This window comes from Segatella copri (genome assembly GCF_019249655.2).
GTDB lineage: Bacteria > Bacteroidota > Bacteroidia > Bacteroidales > Bacteroidaceae > Prevotella.
Genome location: NZ_CP137557.1, coordinates 2,316,729 through 2,337,694, shown reverse-complemented (window position 1 = coordinate 2,337,694; position 20,966 = coordinate 2,316,729). Strand labels below are relative to the sequence as shown.

The following is a 20,966-nucleotide window of genomic DNA, read 5'->3' as shown; positions in this document are numbered from 1 at the left end:
CAAACAATGAAACGCTATCTGATAATACTTACTCTCTATCTCTGTGCCGTAGTACCGACGATGGCACAGTACTACAGTGTAAACTATGACAAACGCACTGTAGAAGCAATGACAGCCGCTTTTGCAACAGAGGCAGCTACTGAGGCGTATTATGCCGAGCAGGTAGCCAAGATACGTGAACACTATCAGGCGGCAGAGGTGGCTGCGGCAGGAATCTTCACATCCAAGTTCCTTGACCGTAAAGCCCTCACCCATCTGGGACTATGGACAAGTTCGACGGAGAACTACTATTACCGCCGTATCTACAACATGGTGTCGGCCAAGATCATGCCGAAGATATGGACTGTAGCTGGAATGATGCTCAAAAGTCCACAGAATGCTCTCTACTGGGGAAGCTATTTATATAAGGTATGTGAAGAGACCAAGACTCTCTGCTATCAGTTTGAGTCAATCGTCACCAACAGCACCCTCTCCTTCAAGGATATTGCATTTCTGGAGATCAACCAGGAATTGGCGGCTATTCTGAAACTCTCGGAGTTGGGTAACGTAGATTGGGAAGCGATGTTTGACAACTTTTCCGGGTTCGGTTCCAACTTTACGAAGGAGAATCTGAAGGAAGACATAGACAACCTGTATGCCATGGGAGTCAACCTTGCCTCTGCTGGAGCTGGTAATGCTGTAGGCTCAATCCTTGGCAACAGTAGTTTCAGTGGTACGATGATGGATAAGACAAGCAGCGTCATTGAGATTGCAGAAAATGTGTATGGACTCTACAACAGTCTGTCTGCAAATGCAGGCAATACGCTCTTGCAGTTTGTTGGAGGAAGGGACAGCATTGCAAATCTCTTCTCTTTATCGAACTACAATCTGACCTCTTGGGTAACAGACTATGCCCGTGAAGGAATGGGACAATACTACACCCAGCGATGGTATATCTATAGGGTTGATGCCGGTAATGTGAAGCTGTGTGACTACTATCCACCTACAGACAATGATGCTATCATCAAAGGTGATCACTGGTATCGTATCAGCACAAAGGACAAAAACTATACTCCAACAATGGCAGAAAGAGAAGCAGCATTGAGAAACTCAGAAAGCCACGCAGGTTGGAGTCGAAGTGATGTTCAGCAGCATAACAACTCAAACGACGGCTTCAATTATAGTATAACCTACTATATGTCAGGCTATATTCTCAGTAAGAAGAAAAGTGGTCAATATGCTAAAGCCTATGCTTACGAGATTCATGTTTCAAAGAGCTGGTATAAAAAGGAAGTTGCTTATGAGGATGTCTTTGATTCCTACACAATGGACATGAGCACATTCAAAGCCGGATTGAATGCACGACTGAAAGAACTCAATGATAACGAGGAAGGTTACACCTACTATCTTTCAAGTGATGCAAAGAGATACTATCAGACAACCGATGCCAAGAAGATTGCAGGATGTGAAACTGCAACCATCAGTGTTACCTGCCATGGCGGTACCAAACTTGGTGAAGCTTCGACCCAATACAAGTGTTCGAGTTGTGGAGGTAGCGTGAATGGTCACACCAAGCAGTGTGCTATGGCCACAAGTGTCACTCATGAAAGTGTCAACACCTCAGAGATTGATTCCAAGATTGCGGAGACAGAGAGGAAAATAGCTTCTCTCCAGTCTGAAATCACAAACTTGGAGGCAGAAAATTCGGAACTTCTTAGAAAAATTAAGAATTCAAATGTGAATGATGCTGCGAGGTATCGTCAACAGTACAACGCTAACAAAGATCGCATTACAGCATTGAAGTCTGACAAGAGTACTGCCGAATCAAAACTTGCCCAGTACCAAAAGGCAAAACAAGAGGCTATTGATGGTGAGAATGCCGTGACAGATGATTATTACCGCATACCGGCCATCATGCAGGATTGCAAGACTGCCTATAATCTCAGTTGGAATGGTTCGGGTGCATGGGAAGGTAATACTTTCGTCCGTACTGCATCTATGCCTAATATCAATGGTGTCATCACTTTCAAGGCAACAGTCTCGATAGCGAGAAAGCCCAAGTACTTCATGGGTATCAAGATACACCGTGCCATCGTGCAGATTTCATGGACTCTGACCACGGAATATAGCGATACGCAAGTGGTAGCTGTAGTAAACCTCGACCCAGCTAAGACCGATGAGGAGAAAGCAGCCGAAGTAAATGCTAAACTTGCAGAGATTGCCCGTGACTATCCAGACTGTGACCCTACGGTTGAATATGCCAAGAGTAGCCCCGTAGAATCAGACAATACGGATGATACCTATCATCTGCTCTGGTCAAGTGACCGCCTGGAAATAGCACGTCAGATAGACAGCCGTCTCACTAAGATTTTTGCCGATTTGGTGTCATTGGAGAAGATGATGCATTACAAGCATTCCATCATAGACATTTTAAGGAGTGTTGCTCCCCCACTGAATGACGAGCAAGGCAGAAGACAGACTCTCATTGAACAATGCAGGAAACGATGGTTGCGACATGCAGCCGATAGTGGACATTCAGATAGTTATAACGGAAAATATGAAGACGATGAAGAAGACAACAGTGAATAGCAAGATACTGACAATACTCATTTGTCTGTTGACCCTTTTACCTTCAGCAGCAAAAGCTCAGGTAGGCTTTGATGCAGTTTCTATCGAGGCCTATATCAAAGATCACAAGCAACAGCGCAGTCTGCTGCTTGTGCGTTCCACCTTGGAGGCAAGCAATAAACTGCTGCATGACTATAGCGGCGATGCCAACTTAGGCTTCCGAGACATCAACAAGGAACTGGATAAGTACACCAGGGCATTTGATGTGATTGACATTCTGTATCAGTCACTCCGCACCAGTCTCAATGTGTACAGTACCTATGAGAATGTGAGTGACAAAGTCTGTGACTATAGAAAGATGCTCAATGATTTCAGGAAGAAATGCCTGGAAAGAGGCAACATCATGAGTACCGACACGCTGATCATCACCATCAACACCAAGGCTTTGGCCAAGATTGCAGATGAAGGCGACAATCTCTATAGGTCAGTCAGTGATTTGCTACTATATGCTACTGGAGCAGCCGCATGTTCAACGTCAGACTTGCTTCTCATTCTTACAAACATCAACAACTCGCTCGACAACATCAACAAGCATCTTAACAAGGCATACTTTGAAACATGGAGATATATCCAAGTGAGAATAGGCTATTGGAAAAAGCAGGTGTACCGTGCCAAGAGCAAGGAGGAAATCATAAGCGATGCCTTCGGAAGATGGAGAGGTGCAGGATATTTAGGCTATTAGAATAATAAATAAAAATTCAATGAATATGAAACATTTAATCTCTTCACGGACAGCACTTTGTCTATGTGGCTTGACGTTATGCTTTAACGCATCAGCCCAAGGCTATGTGAGTTACAACCATGATGCAGCCAAGATGAATCAGATTACGGTTCAGGAGATTGGTGCCGGTGGTCTCACTCCTGCATTCTATTATGATGCCTTACACAACAGCTATCAGAAGTCTGCAGCAAAAAAGAACAAGCAGTTTTTCAGAACCATGGCAGGAGTTTCTGCATATCAGCAGGTGGATGTTGCTGACAGTATCAAAGCATCTCTTACCCAACGAGCAGAAATAGAGGCACTCAACATTGCAGACCGGCAGATTGACATTGCCTGGCTTGCAGAAGGAAACAAGATCAACTCCAAGCTCTCGGTCTTTCAAGCGAACATAGACCGAATAGTAAGCGCAGGTGGCTCTGTTTCAGACAAAACACGATGGACAGAATACTACAAGATGTACAAGACAGCCATCAAGGAGATGCAGGATGCCTATATGCCCAATGCCCAGCGCAAGCAGCAGTATCTTGCCATCTATGATGACATTACCAAGCAGAATGAGACACTTATCTCATTTCTGATCCAACTAAGCAACAAGCGAAAGACCACCTCCTTGCTTGCAGCTCGACTTGAAAGAAGAACCAATGTGGCCAGCCACGCATCATCAGCAATCAGCCGATGGCGTGAAGCAGGCAAAAAGAATATAGGAAATAACTCCGGAGGCTCAGGAACTGATGACTCCGACGACAATAACATAGTAAGACAATAAAACATGGCAGATTCAAACATCCTTTCCGATTTCGGTATCAAGATCCTCGAACAGGAGATTGATGATGTGATATTCCAGACCAACGAGTTCCTTTGTGATGCCACGTTCACAGGCTCACAAGGTCCATTTTGGTGGATATTGCAGATGTGTATGGCTCTGGCTGCGCTGTTCTCGATAGTCGTAGCTGGCAGTATGGCCTACAAGATGATGGTAAAGCATGAGCCGATAGACATTATGAAGCTGTTCAAGCCTCTTGTAGTCAGTGTCATTCTCTGTTGGTGGTACCCACCTGCAGATACCGGCATAACAAACAGCGGCAGCAGCTGGTGTGTACTTGACTTTCTCTCCTATATCCCTAACTGCATAGGTTCATACACCCACGACTTGTATGAAGCAGAGTCCGCACAGATTGAGGATAAGTTTGAAGAAGTCCAGGAACTCATCTATACACGAGACACTCTTTATAACTCATTACAGGCTCAGGCAGACGTAGCCCATTCCGGCACATCGGATCCAAACCTGATAGAGTCCACCATGGAACAGGCAGGTGTGGATGAAGTGACGAACATGGAAACTGATGCTTCAAAGCTCTGGTTCACGTCACTCACAGCTGGTGCAGTGGTAGGCATAGACAAGGTAATCATGCTCATCGCATTGATAGTCTTCCGCATAGGCTGGTGGGCAACCATCTATTGCCAACAGATACTCCTGGGTATGCTGACGATATTCGGTCCGATACAATGGGCATTTTCTCTCTTGCCGAAATGGGAAGGAGTCTGGTCAAAGTGGCTGATACGTTATCTCACGGTACATTTCTATGGAGCAATGCTATACTTCGTGGGCTTTTATGTCTTGTTACTCTTTGATATAGTGCTCTGTATTCAGGTAGAGAACCTTACAGCCATTACCGAAAGTGAGCAGACAATGGCAGCATACCTGCAGAACTCGTTCTTCTCTGCCGGTTATCTGATGGCAGCAAGCATTGTAGCGTTGAAATGTCTGAACCTCGTTCCAGACCTTGCTGCATGGATGATTCCTGAAGGAGATACAGCTTTCTCTACCCGAAACTTCGGTGAAGGTGTGGCACAGCAAGCCAAGATTTCAACCCAAGGCATGATTAGCAAAGTGATGTAAACAGCAAATAATACATATATAATAAGGTATGGTAATAAAGAATCTCGAAAACAAAATCAAGTTGGTGACGATCATCTGCTCACTCTTCCTTGTGGGCTGCATCATCATCTGTATCTCCAGCATTTGGACAGCCAAGCAAATGGTTTCGGATGCTCATCAGAAAGTGTATGTGCTGGATGGCAATGTTCCTATTCTCGTTCAGCGTAGCACCATGGAAGAAACACTCGATGTGGAAGCAAAGAGCCATGTGGAGATGTTCCACCATTACTTCTTCACTCTTGCGCCAGATGACAAGTACATCAAATACACAATGGATAAAGCCATGTATCTGGTCGATGAAACGGGTCTTGCGCAGTACAATACATTGAAGGAGAAAGGCTTCTACTCAAACATCATGGGTACAAGTGCCGTATTCAGCATCTTCTGTGACAGTATTAAGTTCGACAAGGAGAAGATGGAGTTCACCTACTATGGCAGACAGCGTATTGAGCGACGCACAAGCATTCTTACCAGAGAACTTGTGACGGCAGGTCATTTGAAGCGTGTTCCCCGTACTGACAACAACCCACATGGTTTGCTGATTACCAACTGGAGAACCCTTCTCAATAAGGATATAGAACAAAAGACCAAACTGACATATTGATATGGGATGGAAGAAAATGTTTATCGGTGAAAAGATGCCGGACAAAGATGATCCTCAATATCGTCAGAGATATGAGAATGAGGTGAAGGCAGGACGCAAGTTTGCCAAGACTATGAAGCTTGATGTGCTTGCAGCCAAGGTACAACTGTTTGCTAATGACCATAAACTGTTGTTCCTCTACCTTGTATTTGGTTTCATAATCTTCTGTTTTGGTCTGAACATCTACAGGATGGTAGTGGTGTATAGTCATCAACAGTCAAGACAAAGTGCTACGGAAAGGCAAGAGCAGATGTTGCGTCTGCGACACAGCAAAGTCTGGAAAGCTGTTGAAAAAGCCTACACCACGCATCCTGCCATGAATAGAGATAATCAAAAGAATAATAACGAAAAGATAGAAAACGATGGACGCATTGAAAAAGATTAACTGGAAACAGCCCAAGTATATGATACCGCTTATCATTTACTTCCCTCTGTTGTTTGTCGGCTACTTCGTCATTGACCTCTTTCATACGGAGAAGGCAGAGGTTCCTGATGGTCTCACAACGACAGAATATCTTAATCCTGACCTGCCTGATGCCAAGATGAAGGGAGACGGTATTGGTAACAAGTATGAGAGCATGCTTAAATCATACGGTAAGATAGACGATTATTCAGCAGTAGGAAACATTGAACGCAATGAAGAAGATACCAAGGAAGAGTATGATACAAAGTACTCAGATGAAGAACGTAAACTGGTCGAAGCCCAGGAAGCCGAGAAGCTCTCTGAGATGCAAAGGCAGCTACAGGAGAGCGCACAGAAAGGCCAGGAAATCGCCAAAGGCAACAATTCTGCAGAAAATGATCGCTTAGCTCGTGGCAAACAGCGTGAGCAGGAGGCGATGGAAGAACTCAATCGAGCCATTGCCCAGGCAAGGATGCAGGCTCAGCAGGTCTCTACCCCATCCATGCAGGCCGAAGTAACTGCCAAAACGGGCGATGCCAAGGAAGGAAAGGTTGAAATTCCGGAAAAGAAGAAGACCGATGATGAACCTCATGAGGTCGTCAAGAAGGTCAAGGTTACTTCCGACTACTTCAACACCCTGTGTGACAATGACAAGGAAGCTGGACTTATCAAGGCTATCATAGACGAGAATATCAAGGCGGTGGATGGATCAAGAGTACGACTTCGTCTGCTCGATGATATTGTCATCAATGAAACGGTCATTCATAAAGGCTCCTACATCTATGCCACCATGAGCGGCTTCGGTTCACAGCGTGTCAAGGGCACTGTCAAGAGTATCATGGTAGATGATGACATCGTCAAGGTAAACCTTTCGCTCTATGATACCGACGGACTTGAAGGATTATATGTACCAAGCAGCCAGTTCAGAGAGACCACAAAAGATGTTGGTAGCGGTGCTTTGAGCAACACTTCAACCCTTACCAACAGTACATCTACTGGAGGTGGCAATCTGGCATCCTGGGGAGCACAAGCCGTTACCAATGCCGTTCAGAAGACAAGCAACGCCATCAGCAAGGCCATCAAGAAGAACTCAGCCAAGCTGAAATACGGAACCTTTGTGTATCTCATCAATTCACGTTCAAACCAGAAAGAAAAATAATAAAGACATATACGAATATGAAGACTATCAAGAAATTCTGCGCATTGGTAGTATGCGCATTAGCCTCTCTCCCATCCATGGCACAACAGACGTATCAGGAAATGGAGCAGCTAACCATCAATGAGAATGTCACAACAGTCATTACCGCCTCTGAGCCAGTCCGCTTCGTTGACATATCTACAGATGCAGTGGTCGGCGACCAGCCAATCAACAATACCATCCGTTTGAAACCCAAGGAAGGTGCAGCCGTACATGCAGATGGTGACATCCTTGCTATTGTGACGATAGTTACAGAGCGTTACAGAACCCAGTACGCTCTGATATACACTACACGAATGCAGGAAGCAGTCACAGACAAACAGATTCTTGCCTCTGAGAAGATTCCATACCATAATCCTTCTGTATCAATGAGTACTGAGGATATGACCAGATATGCCCGAAAGATATGGAACTCACCGGCAAGAATACGCAACGTAAGTACCAAGCAGCACAGAATGACCATGAGGTTGAACAACATCTACTCTGTTGGAGAATACTTCTTCATTGATTTCAGCATCGAGAACCGCACCAATATCCGCTTTGACATCGACGAGATGCGTATCAAGCTGAATGACAAGAAGGTTTCCAAGGCAACTAATGCCCAGATGATTGAACTTACGCCAGCTATGGTGCTTGACCAGTCCAAGACCTTCAAATATGGTTATAGAAACGTTCTCGTCCTGAAAAAGATGACATTCCCTAACGACAAGGTGCTGACTATTGAGATTTCAGAGAAGCAGATTAGCGGAAGAACTATCAGTCTGGATATAGACTACGAAGATGTTCTGTATGCCGACTCATTCAACTCATACTTAATGATGGAGGAATAAGACGATGAAGAAATACATATTGTCATTGATGATGGGACTGTGCGTTTCAGTCTCATCATTTGCCCAGAGCCATAGCGACCGAATATCCGTTGGTGCAGGAGCCTTATATCAGACAGGCTTGGATGCCACAATCTCATGGGAACATGAAACACGCTACCACAACTCTTGGGAGTACTTCATCAACGGTTACATCAAATGGGATGAATGCGCATCATGTGGACACGTCTGTCCTGAGTCTTTCTGGAATAACTACCGTACATGGGGAATAGGCGCTGCCTACAAACCCTGTGTGGCAAGAGGCAGGAACAACTACGGAAACCTCCGAATTGGCGCAAGTGCTGGCAGTGACACAGATAAGTTTGTCGGTGGCTTGCATGTAGGTTACGAGCATAATTTTGCCCTACGTCATGGGTGGGGATTGTTTGTTCAAGCCAAATGTGATCTCACTCTTCCCAAACGGGAAGACTTGTTTCGCACTGGCATCGTGATAGGATTCAAGATACCCACATTAAAGAAATAGCAACAATGAAGATACTAAATATCATTTGTGCTACTCTCATGGCAGTAGCATTTGCCTCATGCGATGAGCATCGAGACTTTCCTGATACGGCAATGAAGACCTGCGACATCCTCTGTACAGATGGCAAAGTCGTAAGATTCGAGGAAGTTAAGTCCCAAAACAAGACTCCTATTGCTGTGGTGTTCTATGTGAATCAGAACGAGGACATACAAGGAACAGGCTATGCTGTCTATCTAAAGGATATTGAGCCGTTTGCCTATTCTGACTCTCTCGGAATGAAGCATAACACATCAGCTGACATTGCTGCATTTGATGGTAATGTAAATACGCATGCTATGTATTCCACTGGCACTTCGCCTACAGCTTCAGCAGTCTTTGACATGTGGCAATATGGTCAGAGTGCCTACATCCCTTCCGTTGCTCAGATAAAACTCTTGTATCAAGCACGCAGTGCGGTAAATACGTATATTCGCAAGTGCGGAGGCGATGTGATTCCAGACAATCCGGATGAGTGTTGGTATTGGACTTCGACAGAGGTTAAAGACCAGGAAACAGCCAAAGCCTGGCTATACTCTTTAGCTTCAGGGGCACTTCAAGAAACACCAAAGACGCAAGAACATAAAGTCCGTCCAATCATCACTTTATATAATTAGCATTAAATATTCACTATAATACAAGAATAAGGTTTCATGGAGGAAACAAAAGAATTACAGACCATGTATAAGATATTCCGCTGTCTGATATACTTATCATTGATAGTGGAGTTCTTTGAGTATGCGATAGATCCTGCGTTGCTAGACTATTGGGGTGGCATTGTTTGTGACATTCATAGCCGTGCAAAGAGGTGGTTTATCTATATGGATGGCAACCTCGTATGGAGCAAGATTGCTACCATCGTGCTTATCTGTATCACTTGCATTGGCACCCCAGCCCGTCCGAGAACGGCCGTTTTGGGGTGTATCATAGAGGGCAGAACCGCTATCACGACTCCACCTAAGCCCCTCTAAGGGCATATCTTTTTTCATCTTAAAATTTTAGTTTATGTTAAACAATTCGTCATAAGGGCTTAAAATGGCCGATATGAACACTAATAGAGCGTGTTTTTCGATGGTATTGATCCCTACAGGTCATTATCCAAGAGAAGCAATCAAAGCAGGTACACCTTTGAGAGATATGGCACGACGAAGGTTATAAGATAGGCAAAAGAGACCCATCTCAGCAGTTACTTTCAGTTTGCCTTTCAGTAAAAAGTAGTATTGCCCAAGTGCTCGCTTCATGGTTCCAAAAGGATGCTCGGAGAGGCATTTGCGATTGTCCATCTTGTTCTGATCTAGATGTAAAACGTAACGGACACCCTTCTTCACGATCTTCATTCTTGGAGGTTTTGGCTTGTCCTTATTCTCTTCTTTGAGTTGCTTGCGTTTTGCTTCGGTTGCCTTTATCAAGGTGTCTTTGTTGAAGTCTGCCTCCTTGAACTTCTGGATGGTACACTTGCACTTGCATTTTTTACATGCAAGCTTGTTGCAGTAGCGGATCATACCGTTTCTTTTGATAGACTTTTGCCTCAGGATTTCTCCTTGCGGACAATAGACAAGATTGCGTTCGGCATCCCTCACGAAGTATCCTTCAAGAGCCTTGGCACGCATCTGCCCGGGAGTCATCTTCAGTACAGCAGACTCTGCTACATCAGAAGTGTACTCCTTGACCTCTACAATCTGTGCATCGGTTAAAAAATCCTTGTAGGCTTCCGGTATGACTGCAGCTTCAAGACATGCCTTCAAATCTTCTGGATTAGTACTTGACTTTTGTTCGTCAGTTATGGTAGCTTCGTTATAGTCAAACTGAACCTGCTCCGTGCAGCTGCCATCACGTTGGATGACATTTGGTACGATACCATTAGCCAATGCATCTGCATGATCCTCGGGACACTCGTACCCCTTGTCTGCAGTTGATTCAAGAACGTCAACACCATAATCGGCTTTCACCTCAGATGCTACGCTTGTAAGCTGACCATGGTCTGTTGGACTGTTGGTTACCAGGAAGCCTGCTATCATATGGCTCTCCGCATCAACTGCAGTTTGCACATTATAACCGACACAAAAGCCTTCGTTGGCTTTCATTAGTCGGGAATCAGGATCGGTTAAGGAAATCTGGCTTTCACCACTTTTCTCAAGTGTATCACGGTATCCCTCATAGCGTTCCTTGCGCTCCTTGCAAACATCAAGCTTACGTTGCAACTCATCTTTAGAGAGCCTGCGTCCTTCCTCATGATCGTATGCTTCAAGTTCTTCCATATAGATTGAAATATGTTCATCAAGACGCTTGATTCGGTCATCGAGTTTGCTTAGAGTAAGGTTGTTGTCTTTAGCATTTACAGCCTTAAACTTGCTTCCATCAATAGAGATGTACGACTTGGAAAAGAGCTTCAGTCCCATACAAAACTTGTTGAACTCTTTAAAAACTTTAGTAATAGCCTTCTTGTTGTCCTTGCGGAAATCGGAGATTGTACGAAAGTCAGGAGTCAGCTTGTTGAGCAGCCACATTACCTCTACGTTACACTTGCACTCACGAGCAAGTTTGCGAGAGGAACGTACCTGATAGAAGTAACCATAAATATAGAGTTTGAGGAGATCGCGAGGATCATATCCAGGAGTACCTGTCTCTGCAGGAGTACTGCGGACGAATCCCAGTTCATCCATTTTGAGATTATCGACAAAAGCATCAAACAAGCGAACAGGGGCGTCAGCCTCTACATACTCGTCAATGCAATCAGGGAAAAGAACCCTCTGTCGTCTATCTTGTCCTTTTTTATATGCCATATCTTTCTTGTTTTTTACTACAAAGATACATAAAATAATTGAGAATCAAGAAGATACGAGGTTAATTAACTATAAAGAGCAAAAGAAAAATGCCCAATTCAGTTGTTTGCTTCCCTAATTAAGTTTTCGGACGGCCTCACCCGAAACAAGAAACACTTGGAGTTTGATGCTCGTCGTCAAGTGTTCTATCCGTTGGTGAGTGGACTGTTCGTTACCATACTGTCTATATGGCTTTTCGGTCATCGTATGGATATGAGGTTCTATACCATCAGTCTGAACATCTGGCTCTACATGGCTGCCTCTATTCTTGGTACCATCTGCATCCATGTTGCCCTTGACAATATCTCCAAGTTCCTGAAGGAAGGATTGCTCAAAGACCGTTTCAACTTCGAGAACGAGTCTTTTGAGCAATGCCAGGAACTGCAGGAGAACAAGTATAGCGTAAACATCCCGATGCGCTATTACTACAAGGGCAAGTTCCGCAAAGGTTGGGTGAATATCGTGAATCCTTTCCGAGGAACATGGGTAGTTGGTACTCCTGGTTCCGGTAAGACTTTCTCCATCATCGAGCCGTTCATCCGCCAGCATAGTGCCAAGGGTTTTGCTATGGTTGTCTATGATTATAAGTTTCCGACGCTTGCGCAGAAGCTGTATTATCACTATAAGATAAACCAGAAGGCCGGGAAGGTGCCACATGGATGCAAGTTCAACATCATCAACTTTGTGGATGTGGAATACTCCAGACGTGTGAATCCTATTCAGCAAAAATACATCGGCAACCTTGCTGCTGCTAGTGAAACGGCAGAAACTCTGTTGGAGTCTCTGCAGAAAGGCAAGAAGGAAGGTGGTGGCGGTAGCGACCAGTTTTTCCAGACATCAGCGGTCAACTTCCTGGCAGCTTGTATCTATTTCTTTGTCAACTACAAGAAGGTGCCATACGACAAGAACGGCAATCCTCTTATTGCAGAGATGACAACAGAACCAAAGACTCATCGTCCGAAACCTACAGGCAGAGTCTTCAACCATACCGGCAGAGAGGTGGAACCAGAGTATTGGTTGGGCAAGTACAGTGACATGCCACATATCCTTTCTTTCCTTAATCTCGATTACCAGACAATCTTTGAGGTTTTGGAAACAGATCCAGAGGTTGCTCCTCTCCTCGGTCCTTTCCAGACTGCCATGAAGAATAAGGCTATGGAACAGTTGGAAGGTATGATAGGTACGCTCCGTGTCTATACCTCTCGATTGGCTACCAAGGAGTCATATTGGATATTCCATAAGGATGGTGATGATTTTGACCTGAAGGTGTCTGATCCTAAGAATCCGTCATATCTGCTCATAGCCAACGACCCAGAGATGGAAAGTATCATTGGTGCGTTGAATGCTTTGATTCTGAACCGTCTCGTCACCCGTGTCAATACTGGCCAAGGCAAGAATATCCCTGTCAGCATCATCGTGGACGAGTTGCCTACGCTCTACTTCCACAAGATTGACCGACTTATCGGTACAGCCCGAAGCAACAAGGTTAGCGTGGCTCTGGGTTTTCAGGAGTTGCCACAGCTTGAATCTGACTACGGAAAGGTGGGTATGCAGAAGGTTATTACAACTGTAGGTAATGTGGTGAGTGGTTCAGCAAGAGCAAAAGAGACTTTGGAATGGCTCTCCAACGACATATTCGGCAAGGTAGTTCAGTTAAAGAAAGGTGTGACTATTGACCGTGATAAGACTTCCATCAATCTCAATGAGAACATGGATAGCCTTGTTCCTGCAAGTAAAATCTCAGACATGCCTACTGGTTGGATATGCGGTCAGTCTGCTCGTGACTTCATAAAGACAAAGACCGGACGAGGTGACAGCATGAATATCCAGGAGTCGGCAGAGTTCCAGACCTCTAAGTTCTATTGCAAGACGGACTTCGATATGAAGAAGATTGCAGAGGAAGAAGCAGACTATGCTAACTATAAGATACCGAAGTTCTACACCTTTCCATCCAAGGATGCCAAGGAACGAATCCTATATCAGAATTTCGTGAGTGTAAACCTCGATGTCAAGAATATGATTGACGAGATAAACAAATTCAAGATAAAATGACTTTCAGAAAGATAATATTATTCCTGCTTATATCATTGTGTCTGGTTGCGAATGTCCAGGCTCGAATGCCGACAGAGCGACTGGCATCAACACCGACTTCCATATTCGAGTTGCCACCTTTCGAGCGTGCGGTATGCTGCATCAGGTTCTATGAAGGTATGCACCGAGCTAAGGACTATCCGTATGTAGGTTATGGACATAAGCTCAGACCAGGAGAGCGTTACTCTGCTAATATGTCAACATATGAAGCAGAGCAACTTCTTCGTAAAGACCTCAGAGAGTTATGTGCTATGTTTCGTTCCTATGGTCAGGACTCCCTACTCCTTGCCACTTTGGCCTATAACATCGGACCATACAAGGTGACAGGATATAAGGGCAAATACCCGAAAAGTTCTGTTATAAAGAAACTCGAAGTTGGCAACCGGAACATCAGAGACGATTATGTGAATCATTGCCATTGGCAAGGGAAACGAATCCCTTCCATTGAGCGCAGACGATATGCAGAACTCATGTTATTATTTACTCCATGACAGAGAACGAACCAATCAAAACAGTTTCAGACGGTATTACATTCCTATCCACTGGTAGATACTATGATGGTATCAACCGGTGGGTAGCTCATAAACTGAAAGATGGAGACAATGATGCAATAGACTATGCTGCACGTCAGATAGCAAAGGTGATACCACAAAATGCGGTTCTCGTTCCAATCCCAGGACATCATGGCAAAGCCGAACAGACCATGCAGTTGGCAAAAGCTATCTCGTCATATACTCACCTCCCTATCGTTGAAGCCCTCCGTGGCATAGAGCGAGGCTCACAATATGATGCCAAGAAAAGAGGCCAGACGCTTTCAGCCGAAGATATGGGGTTCTACAGACATAAAGACTTACCCTCGAATCGTACGCCTTATCTCATTGACAATGTTGTAGATACAGGCAATACCGCTAAGGCAGCTATCAGAACACTTGGCTGTGGAACAGTTGCATCATTTGCTATGAGCGATACTCTTCTACAAAGAGAAGAAACCAGAAGTCTTCGTCGATAACACAATTATAAAGATTGATTTATGCCCAAACCAAGAAAGAAACAAATAAAGCCAATCGCAACTGCAACAATCTATCATTGTAAGGATTGTGCTAAAAGTTACGATTGGCATAGCAAAGCTTTAGACGGGCACCTTATCCTGTGTCGTTGTCCACACAAGCAGGAAGGTGGCCGCTATTGTATATTTCTTAATGACCCACAATGTGAGCATTTTGCAGTACATCATAAAACTAATTTATGTCTCTAAAAAGCCAAAATCGACAAAATTAGGGAAAAATTCTGTCTTGTAGTGTATATGAGCCAATAACAGAAGAGGACTTAAACCGATTTTCTCTGTACGAAAAGAAATCGGTTTATATTTTATCTTAAAAGTTTTCAGAAATGCCTCTAATGTATCTGGTAAACATATACTTGACTTAACACACATTTCATTATGCAGATGATGATCAAATAGATTTACTTCTAAATATTCATCAAAGATAGGAAGTGGTATCTGGAGATTTACTTTAGACGCGTTTATCTCTTTTCTTAGATATTTATAATTCGTTTTTTGACGAAAAAATGCTAAAATCTCAACAAGAACTAAAAGATACATTGAAGAACTATCAACATAATCTTCTGACTTTTTGAACATACTTGCACAAACTTCTTTAATGTTATTATAAAATTCCGGAAAAATATTCTGTCTTTTATGACGCAAAATAACATTTGCACAAAGACGATCTATATATTCAAAATAATCTTTTATAACACTTTCATCTTCAGGTTGTCCACAAGCCCAAACAAATCTGGTTAATAAGACTAACGTAATTGAATGATTGTCCAACAAAGGAACGTCAAAGCCACTATTCTGTTTTATAATATTTGTAACTATTCTTAACTGGTCATTGCGAGTTGGAATATCCTCATACCCAAACCATTCTGTAGAAAGATAATAATAAAGCAAATCATTTAAGAAATCATAACATCTTAAAGGATAGCAAACTCTTTCAGAATAAGTCCCCATAGGCTGATACAGCCCTTTATATGATAGAGCCATAGGTAACAACTTATGAATATACGAATCATAAATTGTAATATGAAGGTCATAGATTTTCATAAAATTATTATAATATATTTTTCTATTCTCCACTTTGTTCTGAAGAATCCATGACCAAGTTTTTAATATTATTCTATCAGAACTCCATTTAGCAGGTAATAAGTTGCCGCATTCCTCACAATTTTTAAAAATTATTGCAAGGATAAGATTTAAACCAGCAAAAGTCTTATTGACAATCCTCTTATTGGGAGTCTTCGATATAGGGCAACGAGTCAAAAAAATATCAATTATTCGATCGATATCATTTGTATTCCATCCTGGTGCATCTAGCATAACAAGAACTTTTTTAAACAAAGTATAGCATACGTCATCTGCAAAAATACATTCTTCAAACAAATGCTCAGAAAACAAAAGAGTTAAACGCTCAATATCCCAACGTTCAAAATTGACATCACTATAATTATTTTTAATAAATCCATTAAAAGCAGGTTCTGCATTTGCCTGAAGGATACCGTTATGTACAAACACAATTTTTACAGGTAACTCATCAAACTTTGGGATTGATTGGCAGTCGTATGCAACATCCTTAGCTTCTAAAAGTGAATCTCTAACTCCATCTTCTGCATAAAAATTTGTTGTAGTTATATCCTTTGCTCCATTACCTTTTAGCTCAAAATACCAACGATATATAATATTGTTAGTATCGTAACCAATAGCAACGATATCCTTACCATGCTGGGGCTGTCCTTTAGAATTTCTTGGAGTAGAAACAATCCTAAAGCCCATAGCTTGCAACAATATTGGGAAAATATAATCCAATTCGTTATCTTCTTTTAAAGATTCTATATATTCTCGTAAAATTCTATTTTTCATTTTTGTTACTTATTGTTGACCAGTCTAAATACATATTATTAAAAAACTCTTGCTCCTCTAAGGGACTTAACGCATTTAACATAATCGGCATCTCGCATGAGAATTTAATGTGTGCAAGTTGTTGAACATTACCATTCTCATCCAACCATCCTCCACCTTTCCCTAAAGCAATTTTAGTCATAAATTTATCTACAATGGAATCTCTTTTTCTTTCAGCCATTTTCATAGTTTCTTTCATGAAATTTTGAGTGGCACGATTACAACTTTCAAGAATAGTAGGCATTGAATAATCAGACAAAAGTTCCTTACACTTATCCATGTACTTAAATTTTGCATCTAATTCGCTAAAAAATGCAGAAAATTGCTTATATTCATCACTCTCGTTTATTTCAGTTTTATCTATATATTTTTTTACTGTTCCATAATAATTGTACGCATAGTTTGCCAATACATTTACAAGACACATACGTACAGAAGAATAGTCGCTATTAAAAAAGAGAAGAGTTTTCGACAATCGTTTTTGAGGATTATCAAAATCTGACAATATGGACAATACAAAACGCATTTGAAATTCTTCATTATTCGTCAAAAGGTCTAAATCAGAATCATTCAAATTTAAACTATCCCATAAATGCCTTCCTATAAGACGTCTATACCCATTTGTATCGATAATTAACTCAATGACGCATTCATTAAGTTTTGTACAGTCATTGCGACGAGAATACTCTATAGCAAAAATTTCAATACATTTCAAACAACCCTTAACACTCTTGCTTTCTACAATTCTATCTATACAATAGGAAAATAAATCCAAAGTAATATAGTTGTTTACATCAGAGTTTTCTAATGCAAACTTAATGTCTGAAAGAGAACAATTGCCGTCTTCCAGTGTTTTTTTTATATAGTTGCGAATATCATCCTCAGACTTAGATTCCATCCTAAGGTAAAACACTTTGTCTGACAAATTCATCTTATTCATATTATATTTTTTACAGTACAAATTTTCGTTTAAATCATCAGCACCTTCCAGAAACTGATGGGTAAATACACATTCTCCAAATAAGCTGCATCCTTAAACATAGGAGCAATCTCTTCAGGAGTATATCCAGCGATACCGCAGCCAACTGGAGTTACCAGAAACTTTAGTTCAGGATGCTCCCTGGCATATTGCGTAAATCTCATAATGGCAAGCTTTGTATTATGCTCACCCTCCATCGTGGGAATCGAGTACGACTGACCTTGCAATCCTTCACCATTCCCCCATTCTGCACCAAACTCATTGTAGGCCACACGAGCAGCACCAGCATGGTGCATACCCAGAGCATTGCTTCCAAACACAAAAATCTCGTTCGGTGCCAAGCTGTAAATCACAGATGGGATGATACGTGTAGGCAATGTTCCTGTTCTGCCTCCTGTCATCCAATAACGCTCTTCATCTGTGTAGATGTTCGTCTTTTCCATCGTTCTTATAATTTTGTTTATACCACGACCTAAAGGTCTAACTGTTACAATCTGGATGCAAAAGTAGAAAGCCATTATGCAATCTATCTGCACTCTCAGAAAAAAGACGCACTTCAAATGCAAAAATACAATATTTTTTCGAATAACATGACGAAAACATCAATTTATTTGCTTTAGGAGTGTTATTTTTATGAAAAATGTCTGTTTTTCGAAGAAAAAACCTTATTTTTGCATATTGATAATATATAAAAACAAGAAATATGGAGAAACAACCTCTAAATCGGATTAAGGTGATGCTTGCAGAACGCATGCTAACCAACAAGCAACTGGCTGAGATGCTCGGAAAGGATCCTGCTACAATATCAAAGTGGGTCACCAATACATCACAACCAACTTTAGAGAATTTGATTGAGATAGCTCGCTGTCTCAAATGCGACATGAACGACCTTGTCAGACTGGACGATGTCGTTACTATAAAAACAGATAAATAAGCTAATTAAGAAAAGACTCTATGCCAACAAACAAGAATGCGCAACTGCGCTACCGGATACTGGACAGATGCTTTAGCGACTTTCATAGAACATATAGTATTGAGGACCTCCTTGACACGGTCAATGAGTCCCTCATGGATCTCTATGGCTCGCAGGTCAGCATCCGACAGATACGTGAAGACATCAAATACATGAGAGATAGAGTCACCTACAATGCCCCTATCGAGACATATCCTTTCGATGGAAGGAAAAGTTACTACCGTTATTCAGACCCAAGCTTCTCCATCTTTAATAATGAGTTGACAGCCGAAGAAATAAAGTCTCTTCGCTCCACTATTGATATACTAAGCCGTTTTCGTGGTGTGCCGAGTAACGCATGGTTGGAAGATGTTATCTCAAATCTCGAATTCCGTTTTGGTGTCAAGCCCAATACAGAGAATATCGTATCTTTTGACCACAATGATCTGCTGAAGGGAACAGAGTTCTTGGGAGAACTGATAGAATCCGCTTTGAATCATCAGCCTTTGAATTTGCTCTATCGCACTTTCGCTGGCAATGAAAGAACTGCCATCCTTCATCCTTACCATATCAAGCAATTCAATAACCGCTGGTTCCTCATTGGATTGCAGGAAGGTAGTCATGGCAATTACATCACCAACAAAGCGCTCGACCGTATCGTGAAGTTTTCACGTGCCAATGTGCCGTTTATTCCCAATACGGATATAGACTTCAATGAGTATTTCAAGGACATCGTTGGAGTGACATTACCCGAAGACCATCCAGTTGCAGAGGAAGTACTGTTGAAGTTTGACGAAGCCCGTTTCCCTTACGTGGTGAATAAACCAATCCATCCTTCACAGGAGATTGAAGACGAAGAACAGCACATTGTCAAGCTCACGGTTCGTCCCAACAAGGAACTTGAAGCACGCATCTTTTCATACGGAAATCAGGTTGAAGTACTCAAACCTGAGTGGTTGAGACGGCAAATTGCTGAGAAAATTGAGAATTTATTGAAAAAATATTCAACAGTGCAGAAAGACTGCAACATAGAATGATAATTTTGCAATTAAATTATAAACAATGATAAATGACGCAGACATAAGTGAGAACCAACTCCTCCACAGCTACGGAGAGAAGGTTTGTATGAATCTTCTGAAAGATCATACCACCCAGCAGAATATCTACTGGGCTACGGATTCGTATGCTGACTACGGAGAGGATTTTACTTTCTTTGCACCTATCACGCTCGACAAGATTACATCCTATGCCTCAAAAGAAGGCAAGGTGATTACGAAGGTGCAATACAATGTGTTGGTCAAAAAGTATCCTGAAGAGAAAGACAATTACCAGGAGATTATCCGACCACGTGCCGTGAAGTCGAAAGAAGAACAGACGCAACGTGCCAAGGATAAGGCAGAGGTGTTTACTCCTGCATGGATTTGCAATGCACAGAACAATCTCATAGATGAAGAATGGTTCGGCAGAAAAGAAGGACTCTTCAATTCGCCCGACCCTAAGAACCCTCAGAAGTGGATTAACAATGAGGAGAAAATTGAGTTTCCTGAAGGTAAGACCTGGAAAGACTACGTGGCAGATACCCGTTTGGAAATAACCTGTGGCGAAGCTCCATACCTCTGTAATAGATATGATGCCGTTACCGGTGAGTATAACGAAAATGTGAAATATCGCATAGGAATGCTCGACCGTAAACTCCGAATCGTTTCTGAGAATACGAAGGATTCCAAGGATTGGATTCTTTGGGCTAAGATTGCTCTCCGTGCAACATACGGTTTCGAATGGCAAGGCGATAACCTTCTACTTGCCAGGGAAGCTCTCTTCTTTACATTTGAAGAACATTATATCGCTCGGTTTGGTGAAAAGAAGTTCAACCAGAACAAGATGCGCATGATGCCAGGTGCTGCTTACATCATCTCCTGGAACGTGTGGCAGATGGATGGATTGACATACGGACTTCCAGGGCATACGCCTAAGGAGTTGTCTTCAGAAGAGAAAAAACGGATCATTCAAGACTTTGAAAAGAAAAAGTCTGATTTGGGAATCTTCAGAACTCCAGAAGCCGAGAAAAAACTGGATGCTAAGAGAGATAGATTAATCCATAAAGAATATCCACCCTTTGAGAGGTTCTGTCTTATCAAAGACTTCCTTAAAGGTGTCAACCTCCAGAAGTCAACGCTGAGAAATACAGACTTTCACGACCTGTCGGCAATCAAACAGACCTTCGAGTCGTTAGTAAACAAGAATAATAACAAATAACATAACATCA

At 42.3% G+C, this 20,966-nt stretch carries 19 protein-coding genes and 2 pseudogenes; 17 read left to right on the top strand and 4 right to left on the bottom strand.

Annotated elements, in window-relative coordinates:
• Positions 1-6 precede the first annotated feature (6 nt).
• The 11 genes and pseudogenes from KUA49_RS09430 to KUA49_RS09380 form a co-directional block, all read left to right on the top strand.
• Positions 7-2,568, top strand: coding sequence for a hypothetical protein (locus tag KUA49_RS09430; protein ID WP_218413412.1), 2,562 nt, complete (start codon positions 7-9; stop codon positions 2,566-2,568).
• Positions 2,546-3,289 carry a hypothetical protein gene (locus KUA49_RS09425; protein ID WP_218413411.1) on the top strand — a complete coding sequence of 248 codons (744 nt, stop codon included), beginning with the start codon at positions 2,546-2,548 and terminating at the stop codon, positions 3,287-3,289. Before KUA49_RS09430 ends, KUA49_RS09425 begins: the two co-directional genes overlap by 23 nt.
• 25 nt (positions 3,290-3,314) lie before the next feature.
• Entirely contained in the window at positions 3,315-4,094 is a 780-nt protein-coding gene (locus KUA49_RS09420; protein ID WP_218413410.1) for a DUF5045 domain-containing protein, read from the top strand.
• A gap of 3 nt (positions 4,095-4,097) precedes the next feature.
• A complete protein-coding gene (locus KUA49_RS09415; protein WP_153094915.1) occupies positions 4,098-5,228 on the top strand; it encodes a hypothetical protein in 1,131 nt (376 codons plus the stop codon).
• Positions 5,229-5,256: 28 nt separating this feature from the next.
• Entirely contained in the window at positions 5,257-5,871 is a 615-nt protein-coding gene (gene traK, locus KUA49_RS09410; protein WP_215652309.1) for a conjugative transposon protein TraK, read from the top strand.
• A 1-nt stretch (position 5,872) separates the two neighbouring features.
• The gene (locus KUA49_RS09405; protein ID WP_118191483.1) at positions 5,873-6,295 is read left to right on the top strand and encodes a hypothetical protein; all 423 of its coding nucleotides are present in this window, start codon (positions 5,873-5,875) and stop codon (positions 6,293-6,295) included.
• A complete protein-coding gene (traM, locus tag KUA49_RS09400) occupies positions 6,273-7,472 on the top strand; it encodes a conjugative transposon protein TraM (RefSeq protein WP_218413409.1) in 1,200 nt (399 codons plus the stop codon). Before KUA49_RS09405 ends, traM begins: the two co-directional genes overlap by 23 nt.
• Before the next feature lie 17 nt (positions 7,473-7,489).
• Positions 7,490-8,341, top strand: a complete 852-nt coding sequence (gene traN, locus KUA49_RS09395; RefSeq protein ID WP_218413408.1) for a conjugative transposon protein TraN — start codon at positions 7,490-7,492, stop codon at positions 8,339-8,341.
• Between the two features lie 4 nt (positions 8,342-8,345).
• Positions 8,346-8,861, top strand: a complete 516-nt coding sequence (locus tag KUA49_RS09390) for a hypothetical protein (protein WP_218413407.1) — start codon at positions 8,346-8,348, stop codon at positions 8,859-8,861.
• Positions 8,862-8,866: 5 nt separating this feature from the next.
• Positions 8,867-9,514 (top strand): DUF1566 domain-containing protein, encoded by a 648-nt coding sequence (locus KUA49_RS09385; protein ID WP_218413406.1) that lies wholly within the window; start codon positions 8,867-8,869, stop codon positions 9,512-9,514.
• A 36-nt stretch (positions 9,515-9,550) separates the two neighbouring features.
• Positions 9,551-9,787, top strand: a pseudogene (locus tag KUA49_RS09380) (type IV secretory system conjugative DNA transfer family protein); the annotation flags it as partial.
• Positions 9,788-9,991: 204 nt separating this feature from the next.
• Here KUA49_RS09380 and KUA49_RS09375 read toward each other — a convergent pair.
• Positions 9,992-11,680, bottom strand: a complete 1,689-nt coding sequence (locus tag KUA49_RS09375; RefSeq protein WP_218413636.1) for a transposase — start codon at positions 11,678-11,680, stop codon at positions 9,992-9,994.
• A gap of 138 nt (positions 11,681-11,818) precedes the next feature.
• On the opposite strand from KUA49_RS09375, the pseudogene KUA49_RS09370 reads away from it, so the two are divergent.
• The 3 genes and pseudogenes from KUA49_RS09370 to KUA49_RS09360 form a co-directional block, all read left to right on the top strand.
• Positions 11,819-13,771 (top strand): annotated as a pseudogene (locus KUA49_RS09370) (type IV secretory system conjugative DNA transfer family protein); the annotation flags it as partial.
• Positions 13,768-14,301, top strand: coding sequence for a glycoside hydrolase family protein (locus tag KUA49_RS09365; protein WP_218413456.1), 534 nt, complete (start codon positions 13,768-13,770; stop codon positions 14,299-14,301). The pseudogene KUA49_RS09370 and the gene KUA49_RS09365, both read left to right, overlap by 4 nt.
• Positions 14,298-14,819 carry a phosphoribosyltransferase gene (locus KUA49_RS09360; protein WP_218413455.1) on the top strand — a complete coding sequence of 174 codons (522 nt, stop codon included), beginning with the start codon at positions 14,298-14,300 and terminating at the stop codon, positions 14,817-14,819. The genes KUA49_RS09365 and KUA49_RS09360 overlap by 4 nt, the downstream gene beginning before the upstream one ends.
• Before the next feature lie 234 nt (positions 14,820-15,053).
• On the opposite strand, the gene KUA49_RS09355 is transcribed toward KUA49_RS09360, so the two are convergent.
• Genes KUA49_RS09355 through KUA49_RS09345 form a run of 3 tightly spaced genes read right to left on the bottom strand, consistent with a single transcriptional unit; the run spans position 15,054 to position 18,191 of the window.
• Positions 15,054-16,730, bottom strand: a complete 1,677-nt coding sequence (locus tag KUA49_RS09355; RefSeq protein WP_118079500.1) for a hypothetical protein — start codon at positions 16,728-16,730, stop codon at positions 15,054-15,056.
• Entirely contained in the window at positions 16,720-17,709 is a 990-nt protein-coding gene (locus KUA49_RS09350; RefSeq protein WP_218413454.1) for a hypothetical protein, read from the bottom strand. Before KUA49_RS09350 ends, KUA49_RS09355 begins: the two co-directional genes overlap by 11 nt.
• 29 nt (positions 17,710-17,738) lie before the next feature.
• Positions 17,739-18,191, bottom strand: coding sequence for a hypothetical protein (locus KUA49_RS09345; RefSeq protein WP_256624928.1), 453 nt, complete (start codon positions 18,189-18,191; stop codon positions 17,739-17,741).
• Positions 18,192-18,451: 260 nt separating this feature from the next.
• Here KUA49_RS09345 and KUA49_RS09340 point away from each other — a divergent pair, with 260 nt between their 5' ends.
• Genes KUA49_RS09340 through KUA49_RS09330 form a run of 3 tightly spaced genes read left to right on the top strand, consistent with a single transcriptional unit; the run spans position 18,452 to position 20,956 of the window.
• A complete protein-coding gene (locus KUA49_RS09340; protein WP_006846518.1) occupies positions 18,452-18,682 on the top strand; it encodes a helix-turn-helix transcriptional regulator in 231 nt (76 codons plus the stop codon).
• 20 nt (positions 18,683-18,702) lie between these two features.
• Positions 18,703-19,737 carry a helix-turn-helix transcriptional regulator gene (locus KUA49_RS09335; protein ID WP_218413453.1) on the top strand — a complete coding sequence of 345 codons (1,035 nt, stop codon included), beginning with the start codon at positions 18,703-18,705 and terminating at the stop codon, positions 19,735-19,737.
• A 25-nt stretch (positions 19,738-19,762) separates the two neighbouring features.
• Positions 19,763-20,956 carry a restriction endonuclease subunit M gene (locus tag KUA49_RS09330; RefSeq protein ID WP_218413452.1) on the top strand — a complete coding sequence of 398 codons (1,194 nt, stop codon included), beginning with the start codon at positions 19,763-19,765 and terminating at the stop codon, positions 20,954-20,956.
• Positions 20,957-20,966: the final 10 nt, after the last annotated feature.